The following is a 21743-nucleotide window of genomic DNA, read 5'->3' on the forward strand; positions in this document are numbered from 1 at the left end:
TCTCACCGACTACTCACAAGTTAAATGTTACCGCGACCTAACTGGTCGCCTTTTTCAACGCCCTACCTTCAGGGAACTTGAGGCACACACTTGTACCCACGCCTTTTTTGCTCTCGATAAAAATTTCACCACCATGCAGTTGAATAAATGTCCGCACGAGTGAAAGGCCAAGCCCGGTGCCCTCGTGGCTGCGGGTCATCACGCTTTCAATCTGCCCAAAAGGTTCAAGCGCAATCGCGATCTCCTCATTGAGCATACCTTCCCCTGTGTCATTCACCATCAATGCATGTCCGCCATCGGGCATTGTAAACGTTACCGCCGTAATCTTGCCACCTGACTGGGTGAACTTGATCGCGTTCGACAGCAGATTGAGGATCATCTGTTTGACGATGCGGCGGTCAGCCCTCAGGTCGAGGCCCTTTACGATCTGTTTTTCTAGAGTGAGCCCTTTGTCACGTGCATTGAACTCAACTATCGGCAAACATTCGTCGAGCAACTCACCAAGGCAAAAGTCTTCTTCGTCCAACTCCAGCTTCCCGGCCTCCACTTTCGCGAGGTCGAGAATATCGCTGATGATATCCAAGAGCAGCTTACCACTACGGTGAATGAGATGGCTGTATTCTTCATACCTGCGCTCACCCAGCCGCCCAAACACCTGCATGTTCATCACTTCGGAAAAACCGATAATTGCGTTCAACGGTGTGCGGAGCTCATGGCTCATTTTAGCCAGAAATTCCGTCTTGGCGCGGCTTGCGCGCTCGGCCTCTTCAACGGCTTGCTGCAACTGTTTTGTGCGTTGCCGAAGTTCAGATTCGGCAGCCTTCCGACGCCTGACTTCTTCTTCCCACAAAAGCGAAACCTTGAACCAGCGAGAGAGACCCAGGGCCGTAAGGAAAAGCCCCGGCACGTACCCAAAGGCCGCCACCATCAGGTTCCAGGCGTCTTTGCTTGCCATGGCATCAAGGTAGGGCTTCAGTGCGGTTTCTTCGAGATAGTCAACAAACGCCGCCATACACAGAAAAAATGAGCCGAGCAGAATCAGTTTGAGACCACGGTCCAGCCCGGTCAGCCGCCGCACTTTGGCAAGAAGCGTCACAGGCACCAGTATCATGCCTATCAGAATGAGCAGGTCAGCGTGCAATATGCCCATCAGCCCCTCCCTTCGGTGGCGCTAAAAGCGTATTTGCCGCGCAAACACATCTGTTGATCTGACATAGGTTCCCCAAGTAAACAGGTCGAGCAAGGCAGATTTAAGCAAATAACCTGTATTGGTGTCTAACATTTCTTCCGGGATTTGCCTTCAGGAATATTTTTTTCCTTCTTCCCTTCGCTATTTTTGCCTCCATTACATGAATAAAAACTGGAAAGAGAAGAATAGGTTCCGGGTTTACCATTGCGCTTATGCTGCCGCTGCGGCAAAACATCTAACAACCGGTTGAGATACCAATAGGATAACTCCTTAGCCATATTATGCCGAAAATACAGAAAATATATATGTGGCCCGTGTGGTTTTTCGCTCTTTTCACACAGAGCAAGTCTTTCAAGGCGAATCCTTTCATCGGGTCACAGGTATTGAACCGAATGGGGCTTCATGTATTCCGCGTGCTTGCGGCTCGCATCTCGGCCCATTTTCGCTGGTTTCTACTCAGCCGCAAAATGCCGCAGTCATTACGCCATGAGTATGCGGAAAATGGCTTCTGTGTGATTCCCGATTTCCTGACACAGGACGAAATAGCAGCCATAAAAAGCGAACTGGCAAGTTTCAACGGCGAAACGCGGCAAATGATACAAGGCAACACAGCGACACAGCGCATTCTGATTACATCCGATACGAAAAAAATCCGCCCTACCCTGTCTGCCATCACAAACTCCTCTCGCTTTCTCCACCTGCTGCAATACGCCGGTGCAAAAGCGACCATGCCGCTTCTCTATATCCAGCGCATACGCAACGGTTACCTTGAAGGAAATGCCGACCCGCAAAAGACCATGCACTCTGATACCTTTCATCCCACAATGAAGGCCTGGTTGTTTCTGGAAGATGTGAAGCCGGAACATGGGCCGTTCACCTATGTACGCGGCTCAAACCGCCTCACGCCCAAGCGGCTCCGGTGGGAGTATCACCGGTCTTTGACTGCTGCCCGCTTGCATGATGGATACTCTGAGAAAGGATCGTTTCGCGCGGACGCAGTAGACCTCGAACAGATGGATTTGCCCGCGCCCGAAGGCATCACAGCATCAGCTGGCACACTTGTTATTGCCAATACCAACGGTTTCCACGGCCGTGGACAGGCGGCACCGGGTGCCAACAGGATAGAAATATGGGCCTTTAGCCGCCATAACCCGTTCAACCTATGGCCCGGGTTCGGTTTTAAGGTCATGCGGGGCGTACAACATTTTTTCCTGCAAGCCTATTGGCGCCACATGGACAAACAGGCTAAAAAACGTGGGGTAAGGTCCAGCTGGCATCTGATAGATGCAAAAGACATGTTGGAACATCAAAGGCCGGGGAGCCAAAAGTAAATGCCGAAGCACCCAATTTCTGTCGTCGTCCTCGCCGCTGGCAAAGGTACACGAATGAAATCCAAGCTGCACAAAGTTCTGCACGCCATCGGTGGCAAGGCGATGTTGCACCATTTGCTTGATAGCGTCGAAGAACTCTCTCCACAGAAAACCGTATTGGTTGTTGGTGCTGACCGTGAGCAGGTGGAAGCTCAAGCACGGGACTGTTCAATTGTTACGCAAACGGAACAACTGGGCACAGGCCACGCAGTTATGGTGACCAAAGCGGCACTTGAAGGCGCCAAGGGCGATGTTCTTGTGCTGTACGGCGATGTACCCTTCATCCCCAAAAGCCTGATGGATGACATGATTGTCGCAAAGGCTACATCACCGAACACAGGCCTTGTCGTCCTGGGTTTCCGCCCCAAAGATGCAGCAAAATACGGACGCCTTGTCACCGCAGCCAATGGCTCGCTTGAGCGCATCGTTGAGTTTAAGGACGCCACAGAGGATGAACGCCAGATCGACCTCTGTAACTCGGGCATGATGCTGATTGACGGGGAGAAGATATTCCCATGGTTAGCGTCACTCTCAAATGATAACGCTTCCGGTGAATATTATCTCACTGACCTTGTGGCAGCCGCACGCAAAGACGGCTGTAATGTTGCTGTTGTCGAAGCGCAGGAAGAAGATGTTCTTGGCATCAATAGCCGTGAAGACCTGGCGCTGGCAGAAGCAACCTTCCAGGACAGAAAACGCTGTGAAGCGCTTGCCGGCGGGGTCACCATGGTCGATCCGGCAACGGTATATTTCAGCCATGACACAAAGCTTGGTGCCGACATCGCCATTGAGCCCGGTGTATATTTTGGGCCGAACGTAACTGTTGAAGACGGCGTAACCATCAAAGCGTATTCACACCTTGAAGGCACACACATCAGGTCTGGCGCTACGGTTGGACCGTTTGCACGCCTGCGACCAGGCGCTGACATTGGCGAAGGTGCCAAAATCGGCAACTTTGTTGAGGTGAAAAAGGCCAAGCTTGAACACGGCGTTAAGGTAAGTCACCTGTCTTATATTGGGGACGCCACCATCGGTGCAGACGCCAATATCGGCGCTGGCACTATCACCTGTAACTACGATGGTTTCCTAAAGTTCGAAACGCACATTGGCGCAGGTGCCTTCATTGGCTCCAACTCTGCCCTTGTTGCCCCAGTGACCATAGGCGATGGTGCCCTGGTAGGCGCTGGCAGCGTGATAACCAAGGATGTCGAAGGCGATGCTCTTGCTGTCGCCCGCGGCTTACAGCGCAACCGAGCAGGCTTTGCAGCCACCTTCCGGGAAACACAAGCAGCCAAAAAAGCGGCGCTCACAGAAAAACAGAAAGGGCGCTGAGCCATGTGTGGAATTATTGGAATACTGGGTAAAAGTGCAGCAGCACCGCGCATCCTTGAGAGCTTGAAGCGTCTTGAATATCGCGGCTACGATAGCGCGGGCATTGCCACACTGGATAACGGCGAGCTCACTCGCTGCCGGGCCCCCGGTAAGCTCGAAAACCTGAGCGCAAAGCTTGAGAAGGATGCTCTGGTTGGCAATAGTGGTATCGGTCATACCCGCTGGGCAACCCACGGCGAACCCACAGAGGCCAACGCGCACCCTCATATGACAGACCGTATCGCCATCGTGCACAACGGCATCATTGAAAACTTCCGCACGCTCAAAACTGAGCTCCTTGATAAAGGCGTCACCTTTGAAGGCGAGACTGATACGGAAGTTGTTGCGCACCTCCTTACCCGCTATTTGAACGATGGCCTCGCCCCCAAAGACGCTTTCCAGAAAACACTCAGCCGCCTTGAAGGCGCCTTTGCACTTTGTGTCCTTATCAAGGGCCAGAAAAATTTGATGTTTGGCGCGCGTGAGGGCAGCCCCCTTGTTGTCGGGCTGGGGGACGGTGAAAACTATCTTGGGTCAGACGCCATGGCTCTTGCGGGCCTCTCAAGCCGCCTGATCTATCTGGAGGAAGGTGACTGGGCTGAGTTGAGCCGCGAAGCCGTGCAGGTTTATGACGCTGGCGGCAATGCTGTAGCCCGCCCGGTTACACTCAGCCAGGTCGCCGCCACCATGGTCGACAAAGGGAACCACCGGCACTTCATGCAAAAAGAGATTTTCGAGCAGCCGACGGTGGTTGCTCAAGCTCTTGGCCGATACCTTGACCCCAACAAGGGCAAGGTACACCTGCCAGATATGCCGTTTGAGCTGGCAACTGTTCCCAAAATTACGCTCGTGGCTTGTGGCACCAGCTATTACGCGGCCCTTGTTGCACGCTACTGGATAGAGAAGCTGGCGCGTGTGCCTGTTGAGGTGGATATCGCGTCGGAATACCGCTATCGCGACCCGGTTTATGTTGATGGCGGTCTTGCGCTCTTTATCTCGCAGTCAGGCGAAACCGCGGACACACTCGCAGCGCTCAGGCACGCGAAAGCTGCGGGCCAGCATATCGGTGTGCTCGTAAACGTAATGGGGTCCTCGATGGCGCGCGAAGCGGACGTTGTTTTCCCCATTCACGCCGGGCCCGAGATTGGCGTTGCCAGCACCAAGGCTTTCACCTGCCAGCTCAGTGTCCTTGCCGCCTTTGCGATAAACCTCGCGGCTGCAAAAGGCCAAATCACCAGTGAGCAGGAGGATGCCTATGTGGCAGAACTGGAAACAGCACCAAAATTGATGGCACAGGTGCTACATCATGATGAAAAACTGCAAGATATTGCGCGGTCAATTGCACACGCGCGTGACGTGCTGTTTGTCGGGCGTGGCATCCATTTCCCCATCGCCATGGAAGGCGCGCTCAAGCTCAAGGAAATCAGCTATATCCACGCCGAAGGGTATGCGGCGGGTGAGCTGAAGCACGGCCCCATTGCACTTATTGATGAAAACGTGCCGGTGATAGGCATCGCACCGAACGATGATTTGATCGACAAAACGGTTTCCAACCTACAGGAAATCATGGCGCGCCAAGGCAAGGTTATCTTGTTGTCTGACAATGCCGAGAGTGAATCTGAAGGCATGTTCGCGCGTTTTCAGATGCCAACTGCGGGCGAACTTGTTGCCCCGATCATCTACGCCATTCCGGTTCAGCTTCTGGCGTACTATGCCGCGGTTGAAAAAGGCACAGACGTTGACCAACCTCGCAATCTGGCCAAATCAGTTACGGTTGAATAAAAATAACGTCACCCAGTGGTCATGTCTGTGGCCTTCCTCGATAGACCATCAATACTCCCGTTCGTATCTGGATATCCATCTTGTACCGTCACGTTCGCCGCTCCGGTAGTTTGCATGGCAAGCTTGACGACATTTTTATGCTCGTACTGAAGACGCACATTCAAAACTGACATCAATCTCAGCAAAGTTGTGTTGCTTCACAGCATTACGCAAACACATCCTCACAGGAGAAAATCATGAACAAGGAAATCATTGAAGGAAAGTGGAACCAACTGAAAGGTAGCGTACAGACACAATGGGGCAAACTCACGGACGATGAAATAGACAAGATTGAAGGCGACGCGACAAAGCTTTGCGGCCTACTGCAGGAGCGCTACGGCAAGAGCAAAGAAGCCGCTGAAGCAGAAATCGAAGCCTGGCAATTAAGGCACAATCGCTAGGAAAAACATCACGGCAAATGTTCGCCATCTATGCGGTGAGCACCTTTCTTGTCGATGAGCATCAGAAAAAAAGACGCCACACCTTGGAAAAGATGTGGCGTCAGGCCCCAAATACTGGGTGGGAAACCATTAGGGGAGTTGGCCTCGGCGAAACAACCGCCCGAGGCCCGATACTTAAAACCTAGAAGTCATAGCCGATGCTGAACTTGAAGGACCGACCCAGAATTGGGCGACCGTTCGGGGCAGCAGGGTTACGAGGGTCACCCTCGGTAATACCATGGCTGTCTGTCAGGTTATCAGCATGAACCTGGAAGAAGAGGTTTGAGCTGGTGCGGACAAGAATGCCTGCATCAATTTTCTCATAACCTTCAAGTTCCACGGTATTACCGTTGTCACCAAAGCGTTTGCCAACAAGCTGTACCGCGCCGTAAAGCGTGGCCGTTGTGTTACCAAGCTCAAAATCATAGCTTGGCGAGATACGAGCCTGCCATTTCGGCTGACGCAGAACCTGATTGCCGACATCGGTTGCTGTTGTTGACGATGTAATCTCGGCGTCCTGCAATGTGCCGAGGAAAGAGAGATTGAAGGCATCATAAGTATAGTGGCCTTCAAACTCGACGCCCACGGAACGGGTCTTGAATGCAACTGCACCCAGCGTGCTGCCAACCACGCTCGAGAAGCTGTCATTCTTGTTGTAGAAGACGGTCGCGAACATACCAACATGGTCACTGGAGAACTTCACACCACCTTCAAGCTGTTTCACGCCGTTGACGTTGAGGTTGTTTTCCCGCACGTCGTCAAAATGAGGCATCAGGTAACCGTCTGAATAGCGCGCAAACACGCCGAGGTCATCGCTAAAGTCATAGTTCACCGCAGCTGTATACGCCCACTCTTTATCGTTGAGCGTTGTAGCCAGATCGCGTGTGCCATCTGGGAACCCTGGGCCGCTATCGAGTGTGTAATCAATCTCAAACCACTCGTGGCGGATACCAAAGTCAAACCGCAGTTCAGGTGTGATCTGCCAGCTATCCGCGATATAGAGCGCATCTGCTGTCGCGTCACCCGCGCTATCAATCCCGTACGCCCAACAGCCGGAGCCTGAACCCGCATCAGCGAGGTCTGAGCACGCAGTGCCGCCGTCAAGGAAATCACCGTTCGCTACGTTATGGAGCGGGGTGAAATTCCCAATGGTCCAAAAATCATCAGACGACCAAGTTGCCTTGTAGTAACCAAAGGTTACATCATGATCACCAACCATTTTATTGAGGCTGAGATCGTTGGTAAAGCTCTCGAGATCCTTCTGCACAACCCAGTGACCGTAGTTCTGAACGTATTCGCCGCCCGCGAGGTCAACCCCGCCAAGTGTGGTTGCAGAACCGCTGGCAAGCGCAGAAACCTGAACCGGGCTGCCATCGGGCACCAGGCCGTATGTATCGGCAGCACCCTTGGTATAGGATGTGTTGTTACGAACGCGCCAGCCATCGCCCAGGTCAAAGTCGATCTTCAACCCTGAGATGGAACCGTCCCAACCTCGCCCGTCAGCGAAATCAAACTGCTCGGTTTCACCGTTGCCGTGCACCTGCAGCGTACGGAAACGGGTGTTATTGCCAAGCTGTGAAAATTCACCAAGATCATTACCGGTAAACAGCGCCATTGGCAGATACCATTGGCCGTGATCATCGGTCACACGGGTGAAGGCGCTGATCTCACCGTTATCAAACTCTTTGGTCAGATGGACGGTAAACTGATTCCCTTTTTCCGAGTTGAACTCAGCATCGCGAACACCGTGAGAGCTGCGGATATAACCGCCAACCATGTAATAAAGCCCGTCATCAAGCTGACCGGAAAGCACCGCATCAACGCGCTGCAGGTCATAATCAGACGTGGTGTATTTCACCCGGCCCTCAGTTTCAGGCCCACCCTTCTTCAGGTTGAAGTTCAGCGTTACGCCCGGCTCACCGTTCGAGAACACAGAGTTTGGACCGCCGCGCAGTGCTTCAGCAGACCGGATGGTTTCATCCACCCGGAAGATGGAGCTTTGCTCAAAGAAAGACAACATCTCGGTGCCATAGATTGGCGCACCGTTGAGGGACATGGTTACGAAAGGTGCGTCGCCGCCCCCTGGTAAACCACGCACATCAATGTTGGCGCCCGCAATACCGCCTGAGCTCTCCGCCCAAACGCCCGGCACCAGCGTGAACAGCTCTGCGGTGCTTTTAGCGCCCGCAAGGCCGATGGTATCAGCATTCATTGTTGTAATAGCGAAGCTTGCGTCCTGTTTGCGCACACCGGCACCGCCGGGCGTACCCAGAACAACAATTTCTTCAAATGCCATATTGTCTGCATCTGTATCAGCTTCTGCATCCTGTGCAGAAACCGCAGTCGCCGACATGGCTATGACAGCCGCAATCGCGGTCGTGGATTTCAATACTCCGTATGAAAAACGCATTAGTTTGGCCCTCCCACGCCTTACTTTTCCTTGACCTCTTCACGCCGCGACTTGTTGGGCTGATACCATGATGGGAGCCTGACCTATAAAGCTACCAACCGGCAAATACTATAATAGCCAACCGCGCACAGAGGCGTTGATAACATTATAGCTACGCTTCTTTGCAATCGATTGCAATACAAAATTTCAATCGATTGCATGATTTTGTAATAATCCTCGACAATCGGGCAAAACTGCATGTAGTAAAAACTGATGAACAAAAGCAAAAATCTGACCATGGCGGATATCGCGCACCTGGCTGGCGTCTCTGAGGCGACGGTTTCGCGCGCGCTGAAAAACAGTGAACTGATCAACAAGGAAACACGTGCCCGCATTCAGAGCATCGCGCGTGAGCATAATTACAAAGTCAACACTGCGGCCCGCAACTTTCGCACCCAGAAAACACACACGCTGGCCGTTGTACTGCTTGTGGACAAAGAGTGGGGCCACGAGGTCTCGGACGCGTTTTTGATGGTACTGCTGGGCAGCATAGCCGACGAGGCCGCCCATCATGGGTATGATCTTCTGCTCTCAACCAACCCGCACGACATTGATGACCTCGCTGATTATTATATCGACAGCAAACGTGCGGACGGTTTGATCATCATTGGTCAGGGCCGTAACGATCCGCGCCTTGACCGTTTGGCTGCAAGCGGCACACCCTTCATTGTTTGGGGCGCGGAAATGCCGGAGCATGAATACATGACCGTCGGCAGCGATAACCGCACCGGCGGTTATGAAGCAACGTCCCTGCTTATTCGCAACGGTCGCAAGCGAATCGCCTTTATGGGTGACGCCCGCCACCCTGAGATGGAACACAGGCTAGATGGATACTGTGACGCGCTTCGGGCTGCGGGCATCCCGTTTGATGCAGACCTTGTCATCCCGACAGATTTTTCCCGCTCAGACGGTTATATGAAAACCGACCACATCATCCTCGACCCTACCTTCAAGTGTGACGCCATTTTTGCGGTCAGCGATAATATCGTGCTTGGTGTGGTGAAACGCCTGAGCGAAGCCCGTGTTGCCGTGCCAGATGATATCGCCATTGTTGGTTTTGACGATAACCCGCTTGCCGTATTTGCGACACCGGGCATCACAACAGTGCGGCAGGATATCCGCCTTGGCGGCAAGCTTCTTGTGCGCAACCTGCTTGATATCATTGGTGGCAAGGCAGTTGAGCATACAGCTATGCCCATTGAACTGGTTGTGCGGCAGTCTTGCGGTAACGCCTAGGCTGCCAACATCTTCAGCCCATTTTCCAGCAGAAAATCTGTTTGAGGCAGGATGATATCTGCTTCCTTAAGAAGGCTTGCGTCCCCAATACCAATCGCCGTCATACCTGCAGCCTTGATAGCAGCAACACCCGCTGCAGCATCTTCCACCCCGATGCATTCGTCACCTTTAAGGCCGAAGGCACGCGCGACATCAAGGAAGATATCCGGGGCCGGTTTCCCGTTCGGGATCGCCCCTGCATCCGCTGTGTAATCAAAAACATCTGCGATACCGAGGCTTCTGATCACCTGCGGCGCGTTTCGGCTGGCGGACGCCAGACCAATTTTCCAACGCTCAGCTTTCAGCCAATCAAACCCTTCCCTAATGCCCGGAAGGATATTGGCAGGTGAAATTTCACGGATAAGGTTTTTATAATCTTCGTTCTTGTGGTGCGCGAGTACAGCCTTCTCTGCAGGCGAGAAAACCCTGTCAGATTTCGCCAGAATATACTCGAGCGATTCCATACGCCCGACACCTTTAAGCTGGTCATTATCAGCCTGATCAAAAACAACACCTACTGACGAAGCGAGCCGCTGCCATGCGAGATAATGATAATGAGCGGTATCAGTAATCACCCCATCCAAGTCAAAAATACAGGCTTTAAACGAAGACACAAAAACACTCCTGCAACAAATAGATATTTAGAAGGCGATATTTAGAGGGGCATCAGCCTCGGTCCATCGGCTATCAGCTTGATGGTTTCACCGTGATGGCTGATCAGAAGCGGGCCATCGCCAGAAAGCGTATATTCGGCTCCGCTGGTGGATACCGCTACTTCTACCGTCTGGCCGCGAAACTGGACCTTGAAGCCATAGCCATCCCACCCCTCCGGCAGATACGGTGCGAACGATAGCCTGCCAGATGCATACCGCATCCCGGCAAAACCATATGTCACCCCCATCCAGGAGCCCGCCATACAGGCGATATGCACCCCGTAATGGGTATTACCATGCCGGTTATCGATGTCCATGCGGTAGGTTTCTTCAAAAAATTCAAGCGCTTTTGCCTTGTCGCCTACCTCGGCGTTCGCGATCGCATACATGCAGGCGGACAACGTGCTGTCATGCGTGGTGCGCGGCTCGTAATAAGCCAGATTGCGGCGTTTGTCGGCTGCCTCGAACTTGTCTGACAAAAGCATCTGCGCCAACACAACGTCCGGCTGCTTCAACACCTGGTGCCGATAAATGACCAGCGGGTGATAGTGCAAGAGCAGCGGGTAGTGATCCTCGGGCGTGCCGTCAAAATCCCATTCCGGTTTATCGAGGAAGCCGTCACATTGCTCATGAATACCAAGCGCCGCATCATACGGCAGATACATGTTGGCCGCGGCTTCCGCCCAAGCCCCAACCTCCTCATCCTCAAGCCCGATTTTCGTCTGAAGAGACTTGTAAACATCAGGCATGTCTGCCTGCATGCGCTCGGCCAGTGCTGCGGCGTGCTCAAGATGATGCTGTGCCATCATGTTGGTATAGAGGTTGTTGTCCGCCATCGCGGTATATTCATCAGGGCCTGTCACCTCGCTCAGACAGAACTTCCCACCTTTGCGTGGGTTGAAATGCCCGAGGTCCATCCAGATCCGCGCGGTCTCAAACAACAGCTCGGCGCCACCTTCTTTGAGGAAACCATCGTCCCCCGTGGCACCCACATATTGGAGGACCGCATAAGCAATCGCCGCGTTGATGTGATACTGCCCTGTGCCCGCGGGGAAATAGCTGGAGCATTCCTCCCCGCCAATCGTGCGCCACGGAAACAACGCACCTTTTTTGTGCGCCATGGTGCGGGCGCGTTCTCGCGCCTTATCAAGCGAACCTATTCGGTAGCTGAGCAGCGCACGCGCGATCTCCGGCTTTGTAAAAACAAAAAATGGCACCGCATATATTTCCGTATCCCAGAAATAATGCCCGTCGTACCCTGCCCCTGTGAGGCCTTTGGCGCTCAGGGCCCGCTTGCCGTCTTTGCCCGCACTTTGGAACAGATGAAAAAGGTTGAAGCGCATGCCCTGCTGCACGGCAACTGGCCCGGCAACGGTAATATCTGCGGCCGCCCAAAAGGCTGAGAATTTCTTCTTGTGCTCAGCCAGCAGGCTGTCAAACCCGGCTTTTTGTGCTGCTTCAAGATCAGCGCGCAACAGGGCCATAAGTCGTGCCTGATCAGCTGACACCCCGTCACTGTAGGCCACGTATTTTGTCAGTTCCACTTCACTGCCTGGCGTCAATGTAACTGAGACCTCATGCCCCCAAAAGCCCGGCGCCAAAACCTCATTGTTGCCCATTCGCTCACCGAAGCTCAGGATATACCCTGCATTCACCACCGCGTCGCTTGCCGTCACACTGTGGCTGACAACACGCCCGCCCGTCACCAGTTCGGCCTTTGGCGTGGTCAGGCAATCCTTGATTGAAAGCGCACCGGCACGGGGATCACCGCCCCGCCCTGTTGCACCGTAGGCAGCATCGAGGCCGGTCTTAAGCGTGACTTCACCGCGGTAACCGTCAGAGCTAACCTTGTAGCGAAACGCTATCAATCCCGGCCGCGCGAGCGAGACAAAACGCTCACACCGAACATCAACAAACTTGCCCGCGCCCAGTTCCCACCGTGTCGTGCGCTCAAGCACGCCTGTACGCATATCCAGAGAGCGGCGCTGAGACGCGCATGCGTTTTTACCCTGTTTCAGCACATCACCGCCCACAGCCAGCTCAAACCGCTTGCCGTCCGGCACAAGGATCATTTTGTTATTATGGGTCGCGAGGCCAAAAGCGCCCTCATCATAATGGATGGGCTCCCGCAGGTAGACGCCATTGATAAACGTTCCCTCAACCGAAGCCACACCGGGAGCAATAGGGTCTTCGAACGTGCCACGGGTTCCGATATAGCCATTGGCCTGCGCAAACAGGGTTTCCCCCACCGCCAGCGTGTCACCTTCAAAGCCATCTTCTATGAGACACCAAGGGTTGGCTATAAATTGAGGTGCAGCATTGCCGCGCTTATCAGCAGAACTCACGGTCACGATCTTCCCTTCACTCGACCTTAGAATCACCGCTATAATATCTTCTTTGCAATCGATTGCAATACTGATATATTCGCTTTCGGCTTCGGTAGCGATTGGGAAGATCCTACGATCACGCCATAGGGAAAGAACGGGGAGGTGTTATGAGCAACTGGCGGATCAAGTTCTCATTATTTTTGATTTATTTTGTTTTTGCCATTCTGCTCAACAGCGTTGGTACTGTCATCTTGCAAGTTATCAAAAACTATGACCTGACACATGCGGACGCGAGCGTGCTTGAAGGTTATAAAGACCTGCCCATCGCTATTGTCTCGTTTCTGGTGGCTTCGTTCCTGCCACGCTTTGGCTTCCGCAATGCAATGATGACCGGGCTTTTGCTGGTCACGTTTGCCTGTATCTCCATGCCGCTGGTGCCAGCGTTCCTCACTACCAAACTGCTGTTTCTAACCGTCGGGGTCTCCTTCGCACTTGTGAAGGTTTCGGTCTATTCCACGGTGGGGCTTATTACCGACGGCCGTAAATCCCACGCCAGTTTCATGAACACGCTTGAGGGCATTTTCATGACCGGCGTGCTCGCTGGCTACGGCATGTTCAGCTATTTTGTGGAAGACGGAAACCGATACTCCCAGACTTGGCTGGATGTATACTGGCCGCTTGCAGCCCTTGCTGCGCTGAGCATTGTCATCATCTATTTCACTCCCTTTGATGAAAGTGAAGCTCATCACGAAGGCAGCAGCCTGCGCGATGATTTTATGGATATGATGCGCCTCGTCATTCGCCCTATCGGCTATATCTTTGTTATTTCTGCATTCCTGTATGTGCTCATTGAACAGGGAATAGGCACCTGGCTCCCCACCTTCAATAATGAAGTACTGATGCTGCCCGAGAGCATGAGCATCCAGGCCACCAGCATTTTCGCGGCCACACTTGCGATCGGGCGCTTGAGTGCCGGGCTTGTGATGGCGCGGTTCGATTGGTATCCGGTGCTGAATGTTTGCGTCCTGGCTGTTGGTGCGCTTGTGCTTATAAGCCTGCCGATGGCGGAAGATGTGATCGCCAACCCTAATGTGACCTGGACTGACGCCCCGGCGGCAGCCTACATTTTCCCGCTCATCGGTCTCTTCCTCGCACCCATATATCCGGCAATAAACTCCGCTGTATTGAGCGCGCTACCGAAATATCAGCATTCAGAGATGACCGGCTTGATCGTAATCTTCTCTGCGCTCGGTGGCACCACCGGCTCGGTTATTACAGGAAATGTGTTTGGCAGCCTTGGTGGCAGCACAGCATTTTACCTGTCGCTGGTGCCGCTCACCTGTATCCTGATCGCGCTATTTTTCTTCAAACGGGAGACCGTTCGGAACCAAGCCGCCGGATAGTGCAAAGACTCAAAAACAGCGCTCGAGCTCATACTTTTCAGCAAAAGCCGCCGAAAATTCGGCGGCTTTATTGCATTCCGGCCTCAATTTATCCCGTAAAACCAATATTTTACGTCTAATAAGTGTATTCCTGTAACCAAGAGTTTCCTTACAGCCTAAAATGAACACGGGACACCATGCCCGACAACCGCATTTTAGCTGAACAGGAGAAACTCATGTTAACTCATCAGATTGAGAAATCGCCGGAACAACAGATATACGAGCTCCGCTACACGGCTTATCTCGAAAAGGCTTCCATCAAGGAAAACAGCCAGCACGCTTTCATGGACCCCTATGATACGGCGCCAAACTGCCACTCCTTCATAGAATATATTGAAGGCTTCCCTGCTGGTTCCATCCGGGCCTGTATATATCAGCCCGAGCGCCCAGACCTGGGCATTCCGGCACAGGAATTGTTTCCTGACGAGATGGAAGCCCATATCGGTTTTGAAAGCCGTGTGGTCGAATCAAACAAATTTGTTGTTCACCCAACATACCAGCACAAGGCCCTCCGGCTCAAATTCAAGCTTTTCAAGAATGTTTTCGACAAAGCTCTGGAAGTAGGTGCTGATTATATTGTGACCTCGCCCCGCGCGACACAGGTGGATTTCTACAAGAGCATGCAGTTCGAGCCAATATCGGGGGTGAAGCGGTCGCTGGCCCTGGATTTCGATGTAGTTTTAATGGCTTGCAACCTTCGTGTTGCCCGGCAGCTCGTAAACAACGACCCGAAATATAAAACCTTACGACGCTTCGGCCTTTGCTAGGGGCACGCGAAACCGGGGTCATTTTATGGCCCCGGTTAACGCTTATTTCATCTAAAGATGCAAAATAACACGTGATACATGTAGCGCTTAAGAGTAAACCCTTATAGGATGTAATGTAGACAATTACTTAGCAATCACGCTGGAGGGAGACTACGAGTGACCGGTTATCTTGTTGTCGCGTTGATCGACTTTGCAGTTTCGATCTACGTCCTGCGCGCTTCGCGCAGCAAGACAGCTGTATCCTTCGCCCTTTTGTGGTTCTGTTTTGGCATATGGTCGCTCGACCTGTTCCTGGCTTCTTCCGTTCAGGACGCTGCTGCTTTGGCACCCTGGTTTCATGCTCTTCGCTTTGGCATGTTCTTCATCGCGCCGTGCATGATCGTTTTCTTCACCCAGATCACCCGGACACGCGCGACGCCAGCCATCAAAAGTATCATCGCAGCATCGGGGCTTACCAGCCTCTGGCTTTATGTCAGCAACCTTCTTCAACCCAGCATACTTACATCCACGGCTGAGGGCTTTGTCACAGCCCCTGACCTGATCTCAAGTGTGCATGAGGCCAATTTTGTTGGCGCCAGCCTTTTCTGCCTTGTGCTGACGGGCAGCGCGCTCAAAAACGCCATCTTCCGCGAAAAGCAACGCATGCGCTGGCTTATCGCCGCCATTGTCATTGGCACCACGCTGGGCGTTATTAGTTTTGGCTCATCCAAACTGTTTGGCATGGCTGGCAATGTGCTTGGTCTTTCAATCCTCGCGTACGCCCTCTTGCGCCACCATATGATCAGCGTTGGCACAGCGGTACACGCCGGGCTTGTTAAAGCCGTATCCCTGCTCGTTCTTGGCGCAGGGTATGCGCTGCTTGAACTTGGCATGGCCCAAACCGCGTTGACGACATATGAACTTGGCTTCCTTCGTGTCACAGCACTCTTTGGCATGCTGGAGGCTTATCCGCGCCTTGTGCTCGCGATATCCGGCCTTCGTGATCGTTATTTCCAGCAACCCGGCTACAATTATGACTACACAACCACATGGATGCTGAAGGGCTTGAAGAATTGCTCGTCGCTGAGCGGACTCCGTGATCTCTGCGATGAGGCTATGCTCAAACTTATCAAGGTTGAAGATTATCACATCGATCTGAACGCCACCCGGTTTGGCGGGCCCGAGCAGAGCGGCTGGCTGCGCATTGAAACGGGAGCGACTGGCGGGGTGACCTCACTTCTCCCGCCCCCCAAAAACAACCAGGCACTTCTCAGCAGCCTTTCTGACCATCAGGGCATTGCCTTCTATGATGAAGCGCCCGAGGAAAGCAAAGACGGCTTCACCAAGGCTCGCGCGAGTGCTTGTGTTCCTATCCTGCTGCACGGCGACATCGCTGGTTTCATAACGCTGGGTCGCCCCCTGAAAGCAGCGCAGTTCACCGTTGATGACATTCGGCTGCTGGAATGGATCTCATCTGAGATCGGCCCGGCGCTTGAGCGGCTGACCGCGCTTGATGCGCTGGAAAACAGCATGAATGAAGCCGAGAAAACGCTCACCGTTGTGTCTCGCCTCAACGAATATAATCACGATGTTAAAACACCGTTTTCAAACATTGAGGCACTTCTGCTGGCGGGCGATGCCTTCTCACCAGAAGAGCAACAGGCCAAAATCCTTGAGCAGGTGAAAAAGGGGCATGCGCTTGTGTCCACAATGGCGCGCATGCTCAAAGGTCAGCACAAAAAGACATTCAGCCGTTTCAACCTCAATGAGACGATCACTGATGTTGTTTCCAGCTTCCCCACCCACGCCGGGCTCGTCACACTTGAATTGAATGAGGTACCACCGTTTGATGGTTACGAGGAAGAGGTCGGCATTCTGTTCTCCAACATCCTTTCCAACGCCTTTCGCGCTTTGAACAAAGCGAAGTCCAGCGTTGTGGTCTCTACATCCTTTGATCAAGACCGTGACATGATTGTCTGCACTATCAAGGATAACGGCGCGGGCATGAGCGAGGAACGCCTCGCAACCCTTTGGGACCGGTCTGAAACGGGCTACCGCGCCCAAGGCGGCTCCGGTATCGGCATGGGTGTTATCAAACGCATTGTATCCGAGCATGGCGGCTCGATCACGGCCGCGAGCCAGTTGGGTTCAGGCACAGAGTTCCACCTTTCCCTGCCCGCAGCCAAACGCATGAAACCACGCGACGCAGGTGTTACTGGCCTTCGCGCCGTTGGCGGGAACTGACCCCTTCAAACACAGCTGCAAGTTTTTCAACCGTCAGCGGCTTGGCGAAATAGTCCTGCATGCCAGATTCAAGGCACTCCACCCTGACCAAGCTTCCACGCGGGTCATTTGACATTCCGATCAGGTAGGGAATTTGGCCGGCCTTCTCGCTCAGTTGCCGCGCAGCCTCTAACCCGTTCAATATGGGTGTATTCCGATCGAGAAAAACGAGGTCGAAACTCTCCTCGGCGCAGCGTTCAAGTGCCTCGGCCCCGTTGGCGCATACCACAACCGTGCAGCCACTTTGCACCAGCATACGGCGCCCTATGTCCTGATGCAGTTCATCATCATCCACATAAAGCACTCGATAGGCGGCCTGCGGTTCAGCCGCCACAGTGTCCACAGCCCCATCCGCTGAGGGCTCTATCTGTCGCCAGAAAGCATCCAGTCTTTCATTTAACCGGTCGACCTGTTTCTCAATCTCGCGCGCAGGTGACGCTTTGACATTAATATCATCAAGCAGAACCGCGAGTGTGCGAATAGTCAGGAGCGGTGTACGCAAATCATGCAACAGCGCCGCAGCCTCTTTCACAAGCGCTTCACCGTCAACCGTCCCAACTGCAACTTTCTTGCTCATGTATATCCCCCGGCGCGATAGCCCTCATCCATAGGGCTCAGGGCACAAAGCGTCAACTTTCCCAAAATTCCCAAAACTTAGGCAACTACCTAAATATATGTTGCCGGGTGCATCCCGCCATGATACTTAGGCGCATGACTAACAATAATGCAGCCCTTGATCTCGTTTTCCATGCCCTGTCAGACAAAACAAGGCGCGCGGTGATCAAACAATTATCAAACGGCCCGATCACGGTCAGCGAGCTGGCAGCGCCATTCGGCATGGCGTTGCCGTCTTTTATGCAACACCTCAAGGTACTGGAACGCTGTGGCCTTATCAGGTCTACAAAAATCGGCAGGACCCGCACATGCGAACTTGAACCCAGCACACTCGCTCCAGCCGAAGATTGGCTCGTCGGCCAACGCGCGCTGTGGACCGAGCGGCTTGATAGGTTAGACACCTATCTGGTCAAGCTTCAGGAGGAGGAAAACGGAAAGGGCTCGAGCCAAACTAAAGCTTAGAAACTATTACCTATTCCTGCTCGAAATACGCAAAAGCGTGACATTTATCAGACAGTTTTGAGCAATGTAATATGAACGCCAAACGAGAGTGCCAAAACAACTTGCCAGAGAAGAACGAATAGAGAACTTTTGGGCGCCCAAGGCATAAAAACAAGACACGACAGAGACAAACCATGAAATTAACTCGCCAAAGCCTTAACAATCCGGCGGCCGTTGCCATTGTATCTGCAGTTGTAATGCTGCTGGGTATCATGTCGGTCGTGAATATGCCTGCGCAACTGCTGCCGCAGATCCAGAAACCAATCATTTCTGTGGTAAACTCATGGCCTGGTGCATCGCCCGCTGAGATGGAATCGGAAATCGCGGTTCCAGTTGAGGAAGTGCTGCAAGGCACCCCCGGCATGACTGAGATGGTTTCCTGGAATATGGCCAACTTTGGCTTCATGCAGCTTGAGTTCGCGCTTGATACAGATATGACGACGGCGCTCATCGAGGTTATCAGCCGCCTCAACCGCTTGCGCCCTCTGCCCGCCAGCGCGGAAAAACCGCAAATTTTCATGGGTGAATGGGGCGACGCCAACGATACGCTGATCGACTATTATATCCAGATGGAAGACCTGAACCCTGAGCAGGTATCCAAGAACCGTCGTTATATCCGTGACGTGATCGTGCCCGAGATGCAGTCACTTTACGGTGTGTCGCGCATCGAGTTCGATGACGGCAGCGGCGGCACGGGTGAGCAGCTCCAGATCATCTTCGACCCCTACCGCGCTGCGGAGCTTGGCATCGACATTGCGAAGGTCCCGGCCCGTGTTGGCCGGTCGGTTGATATCTCAAGCGGCTTTGTAGATGTGGGCCGCAAACAATATACCGTGCGCCTTGAGGGCCGCTATGACGCTGACGAACTTGCCGACCTTATCCTCGAGTGGCGCAACGGCCTGCCCGTGCGCCTTGGGGACCTCGCCACCGTCAAGATTGATATTGGCCGTGCCGACGGTTTCATCTACCAGAACGGCAACCCATCCTTCCGCATGGGTATCTCGAAGAACAACGACGCTAACGTGCTTGAGGCCCTTGAAGGCGTGAAAGCGAAGATGGACCAGCTGAACGCTGGCCCGTTTGCCGAGCGTGGGCTGAAGGCGCAATTCTCATTTGACCCAAGCGTTTACATCAACCGGTCTATCAGCCTCCTGTCCGGCAACCTTGTTATCGGCATGCTGCTTGCTGTTTTTGCGCTCTGGCTGTTCCTGCGCCAGTGGCGTGCGACCATGTTGATCGCCCTTGCGATCCCCGTGTCTCTTCTCACCACCTTCCTTGTGTTGCAGATGACAGGCCGCACGCTCAACGTTATCTCGCTTGCCGGTCTCGCGTTTGCGAGCGGCATGGTGCTTGATGCCGCCATCGTGGTGCTCGAGAATATCGTTCGGTTACGCGAGAAGGGTGAACGTCCGCTTGACGCCAGTGACAAAGGTGCCACGCAGGTCTGGGGCGCGCTTCTCGCGTCCACCGCCACGACCGTTGCCATCTTTATCCCGATCATGTTTCTCCAGGGTGCAGTGGGGCAGATGTTCGCCGATCTTGCGCTTACCATCGCGATCGGTGTGAGCGTATCGCTCTTTGTCGCGGTCACGATCCTGCCAACAACTGCACGTTTCTGGATGCGACAGCTACCGGAGCCAGAGCAAGGCATTACAGTATGGGACCGTCTCACCGATCGCTTGATGGCTCTGACCAATACGCACGTGAAACGGCTGCTTTGGGTTGGTTGTCTCATCAGCATTTCCCTGACCCTTATTTTTGTACTGCGTCCGCCCTTCAACTTCATGCCTTCCATGAAGCGGGACACGGTGGACAGCTTCCTCTTCTTCCCGCCCGGCACCAATGTGGAAACGGCAGATAAAGAGATCGCGCAGGTGATCGACGCCCGCATCCAGCCATATTTGAAGGGTGAGAAGGAGCCGAAGATCAGCGACTATTTCTTCTGGTCTTTCCCCGGCGCAACCGGCGGCTGGCTGGCGCTCAACGGTGAAGACGGGTCCCGGCTTGAAGAGCTGCAAAATGTGGTGCAAACCGAGATTATCTCCGGCATCCCGGATATGTTTGGCTTCACCATGCGCCGCAGCCTCTTTGGTGGCTTCGATGACAGCAACAGCGTGGAAATGCGCCTGATGTCCCCTGACCTTGACGCGGTGAAAAATGCCGCCATGGCGGGCATGGGCATCGTGATGGGCAGCATTCCCGGCGCAAATGCAAACCCGATGCCTGACCCGTTCGCAGAGGCAACCGAGTTGAGGTTCGAGCCAAACGACGAACGCCTCGCGGAAGTGGGCTGGACTCGTGATGACCTCACCATGGTGGTGCTGGAACTTGGGCAGGGAGCATGGCTTGGTGAATATTTTGACGGCACCTCGCGGCTGGATATCTACCTGAAGTCAGAACGTTTCAAGACGCCGGAACAGATGGCGGACCTGCCAGTGATGACACCTAAAGGCGGGCTCGTGCCGCTGGGTGAACTGGCGACCCTCAAGACAACACTGGGGCCCAACACCATCGCACGTTTCGATCGGGGCCGGGCCTATAGCCTGTCGGTCAACCCGCCGGAGGGCATGTCGCTTGAGGAACTGATTGCCACACTGAAATCTGACATAGAGCCGCAACTGATGGCCATGTTGCCCCAGGGCAGCACCATCACCTATGCGGGCAGCGCGGCAGACCTCGACGAAGGCGTGGCCGAACTGATCAACAACTTCCTTCTTGCGGCTGCGCTGCTGATTCTGATCATGGCCGGGCTTTTCAAGTCGCTTACTGATGCACTGCTTGTCGCTATTTCAATCCCGCTTGCGTGGGTTGGTGGTGTGCTTGCGATCAACCTGATGAACCTGATCAACTTCCAGCCGCTCGACCTGCTCGGCATGATCGGTTTCATCATCTTGCTCGGTCTTGTGGTCAACAATGCCATCCTGCTTGTCGAACAGACACGCCGGGCGGAAAGCCGGGGCTTCAGCCGGGTTGATGCCGTGCGTCAGGCCCTGCGTCTGCGGCTCAGGCCAATTTTCATGAGTACGCTGACCAGCCTGTTCGGCATGGCGCCACTCCTTCTGTTCCCAGGGTCCGGTAGCGAAATTTACCGTGGCATGGCGGCGGCGATTGTTGGCGGCATGAGCGTTTCCACGCTTTTCACTCTTGTGCTGCTGCCGAGCTTGTTGCAACTGACGCCCGGCAAAAATGTGACAAGCGAAGGTGCGGATATGGATAGTGACGACAAGTTTGATAATCAGGCGAAAACGGCAAAATAGCCGA

Annotated in this window: 16 protein-coding genes; 10 read left to right on the forward strand and 6 right to left on the reverse strand. The window is 53.7% G+C overall.

All coding sequences use genetic code 11. The features are described from left to right. Positions 1 to 37: 37 nt before the first annotated feature. Entirely contained in the window at positions 38 to 1150 is a 1113-nt protein-coding gene (locus tag ACOOGA_RS04870) for a sensor histidine kinase (RefSeq protein ID WP_420429731.1), read from the reverse strand. A gap of 125 nt (positions 1151 to 1275) precedes the next feature. Next, positions 1276 to 1467, reverse strand: coding sequence for a hypothetical protein (locus ACOOGA_RS04875; protein WP_420429733.1), 192 nt, complete (start codon positions 1465 to 1467; stop codon positions 1276 to 1278). Between the two features lie 114 nt (positions 1468 to 1581). Between ACOOGA_RS04875 and ACOOGA_RS04880 the strand changes: the two genes are divergently transcribed. The 4 genes from ACOOGA_RS04880 to ACOOGA_RS04895 all read left to right on the forward strand — a co-directional run bounded on the left by ACOOGA_RS04880 (position 1582) and on the right by ACOOGA_RS04895 (position 6152). Further along, the gene (locus ACOOGA_RS04880) at positions 1582 to 2520 is read left to right on the forward strand and encodes a phytanoyl-CoA dioxygenase family protein (RefSeq protein WP_420429735.1); all 939 of its coding nucleotides are present in this window, start codon (positions 1582 to 1584) and stop codon (positions 2518 to 2520) included. Further along, positions 2521 to 3891 (forward strand): bifunctional UDP-N-acetylglucosamine diphosphorylase/glucosamine-1-phosphate N-acetyltransferase GlmU, encoded by a 1371-nt coding sequence (gene glmU / locus ACOOGA_RS04885; RefSeq protein ID WP_420429737.1) that lies wholly within the window; start codon positions 2521 to 2523, stop codon positions 3889 to 3891. 3 nt (positions 3892 to 3894) lie between these two features. Beyond that, on the forward strand, positions 3895 to 5712 hold the full coding sequence (gene glmS, locus ACOOGA_RS04890) for a glutamine--fructose-6-phosphate transaminase (isomerizing) (protein WP_420429739.1): 1818 nt from the start codon (positions 3895 to 3897) through the stop codon (positions 5710 to 5712). Between the two features lie 236 nt (positions 5713 to 5948). Then, positions 5949 to 6152, forward strand: a complete 204-nt coding sequence (locus tag ACOOGA_RS04895; RefSeq protein WP_420429741.1) for a CsbD family protein — start codon at positions 5949 to 5951, stop codon at positions 6150 to 6152. Positions 6153 to 6333: 181 nt separating this feature from the next. On the opposite strand, the gene ACOOGA_RS04900 is transcribed toward ACOOGA_RS04895, so the two are convergent. Then, positions 6334 to 8601 carry a TonB-dependent receptor gene (locus ACOOGA_RS04900; RefSeq protein ID WP_420429743.1) on the reverse strand — a complete coding sequence of 756 codons (2268 nt, stop codon included), beginning with the start codon at positions 8599 to 8601 and terminating at the stop codon, positions 6334 to 6336. 252 nt (positions 8602 to 8853) lie between these two features. Here ACOOGA_RS04900 and ACOOGA_RS04905 point away from each other — a divergent pair, with 252 nt between their 5' ends. Further along, entirely contained in the window at positions 8854 to 9876 is a 1023-nt protein-coding gene (locus ACOOGA_RS04905; protein ID WP_420429745.1) for a LacI family DNA-binding transcriptional regulator, read from the forward strand. Here the strand turns inward: ACOOGA_RS04905 and pgmB are convergent. Together pgmB and ACOOGA_RS04915 are read right to left on the reverse strand one after the other, a co-directional pair. Further along, on the reverse strand, positions 9873 to 10529 hold the full coding sequence (gene pgmB / locus ACOOGA_RS04910; RefSeq protein ID WP_420429747.1) for a beta-phosphoglucomutase: 657 nt from the start codon (positions 10527 to 10529) through the stop codon (positions 9873 to 9875). The genes ACOOGA_RS04905 and pgmB overlap by 4 nt on opposite strands. Positions 10530 to 10570: 41 nt before the next feature. Next, positions 10571 to 12919 carry a glycoside hydrolase family 65 protein gene (locus ACOOGA_RS04915; protein WP_420429749.1) on the reverse strand — a complete coding sequence of 783 codons (2349 nt, stop codon included), beginning with the start codon at positions 12917 to 12919 and terminating at the stop codon, positions 10571 to 10573. A gap of 143 nt (positions 12920 to 13062) precedes the next feature. Here ACOOGA_RS04915 and ACOOGA_RS04920 point away from each other — a divergent pair, with 143 nt between their 5' ends. From ACOOGA_RS04920 to ACOOGA_RS04930, 3 genes are all read left to right on the forward strand, one after another. Further along, complete coding sequence (locus tag ACOOGA_RS04920; protein WP_417460536.1) at positions 13063 to 14298, forward strand: MFS transporter; 1236 nt, start codon at positions 13063 to 13065, stop codon at positions 14296 to 14298. Positions 14299 to 14513: 215 nt separating this feature from the next. Further along, complete coding sequence (locus ACOOGA_RS04925; protein WP_420429751.1) at positions 14514 to 15104, forward strand: N-acyl amino acid synthase FeeM domain-containing protein; 591 nt, start codon at positions 14514 to 14516, stop codon at positions 15102 to 15104. A gap of 156 nt (positions 15105 to 15260) precedes the next feature. Next, positions 15261 to 17327 carry an ATP-binding protein gene (locus ACOOGA_RS04930; protein ID WP_420429753.1) on the forward strand — a complete coding sequence of 689 codons (2067 nt, stop codon included), beginning with the start codon at positions 15261 to 15263 and terminating at the stop codon, positions 17325 to 17327. Here ACOOGA_RS04930 and ACOOGA_RS04935 read toward each other — a convergent pair. Further along, positions 17296 to 17943 carry a response regulator gene (locus tag ACOOGA_RS04935; RefSeq protein ID WP_420429755.1) on the reverse strand — a complete coding sequence of 216 codons (648 nt, stop codon included), beginning with the start codon at positions 17941 to 17943 and terminating at the stop codon, positions 17296 to 17298. The two genes, ACOOGA_RS04930 and ACOOGA_RS04935, sit on opposite strands and share 32 nt — an antisense overlap. 134 nt (positions 17944 to 18077) lie before the next feature. Here ACOOGA_RS04935 and ACOOGA_RS04940 point away from each other — a divergent pair, with 134 nt between their 5' ends. Continuing rightward, positions 18078 to 18443 carry an ArsR/SmtB family transcription factor gene (locus ACOOGA_RS04940; protein ID WP_417460540.1) on the forward strand — a complete coding sequence of 122 codons (366 nt, stop codon included), beginning with the start codon at positions 18078 to 18080 and terminating at the stop codon, positions 18441 to 18443. Between the two features lie 173 nt (positions 18444 to 18616). After that, complete coding sequence (locus tag ACOOGA_RS04945) at positions 18617 to 21739, forward strand: efflux RND transporter permease subunit (RefSeq protein WP_420429757.1); 3123 nt, start codon at positions 18617 to 18619, stop codon at positions 21737 to 21739. The last annotated feature ends 4 nt before the right edge of the window (positions 21740 to 21743 follow it).

Origin of the sequence: Kordiimonas sp., from assembly GCF_965216265.1 — a bacterium.
Taxonomy (GTDB): Bacteria; Pseudomonadota; Alphaproteobacteria; order Sphingomonadales; family Kordiimonadaceae; genus Kordiimonas.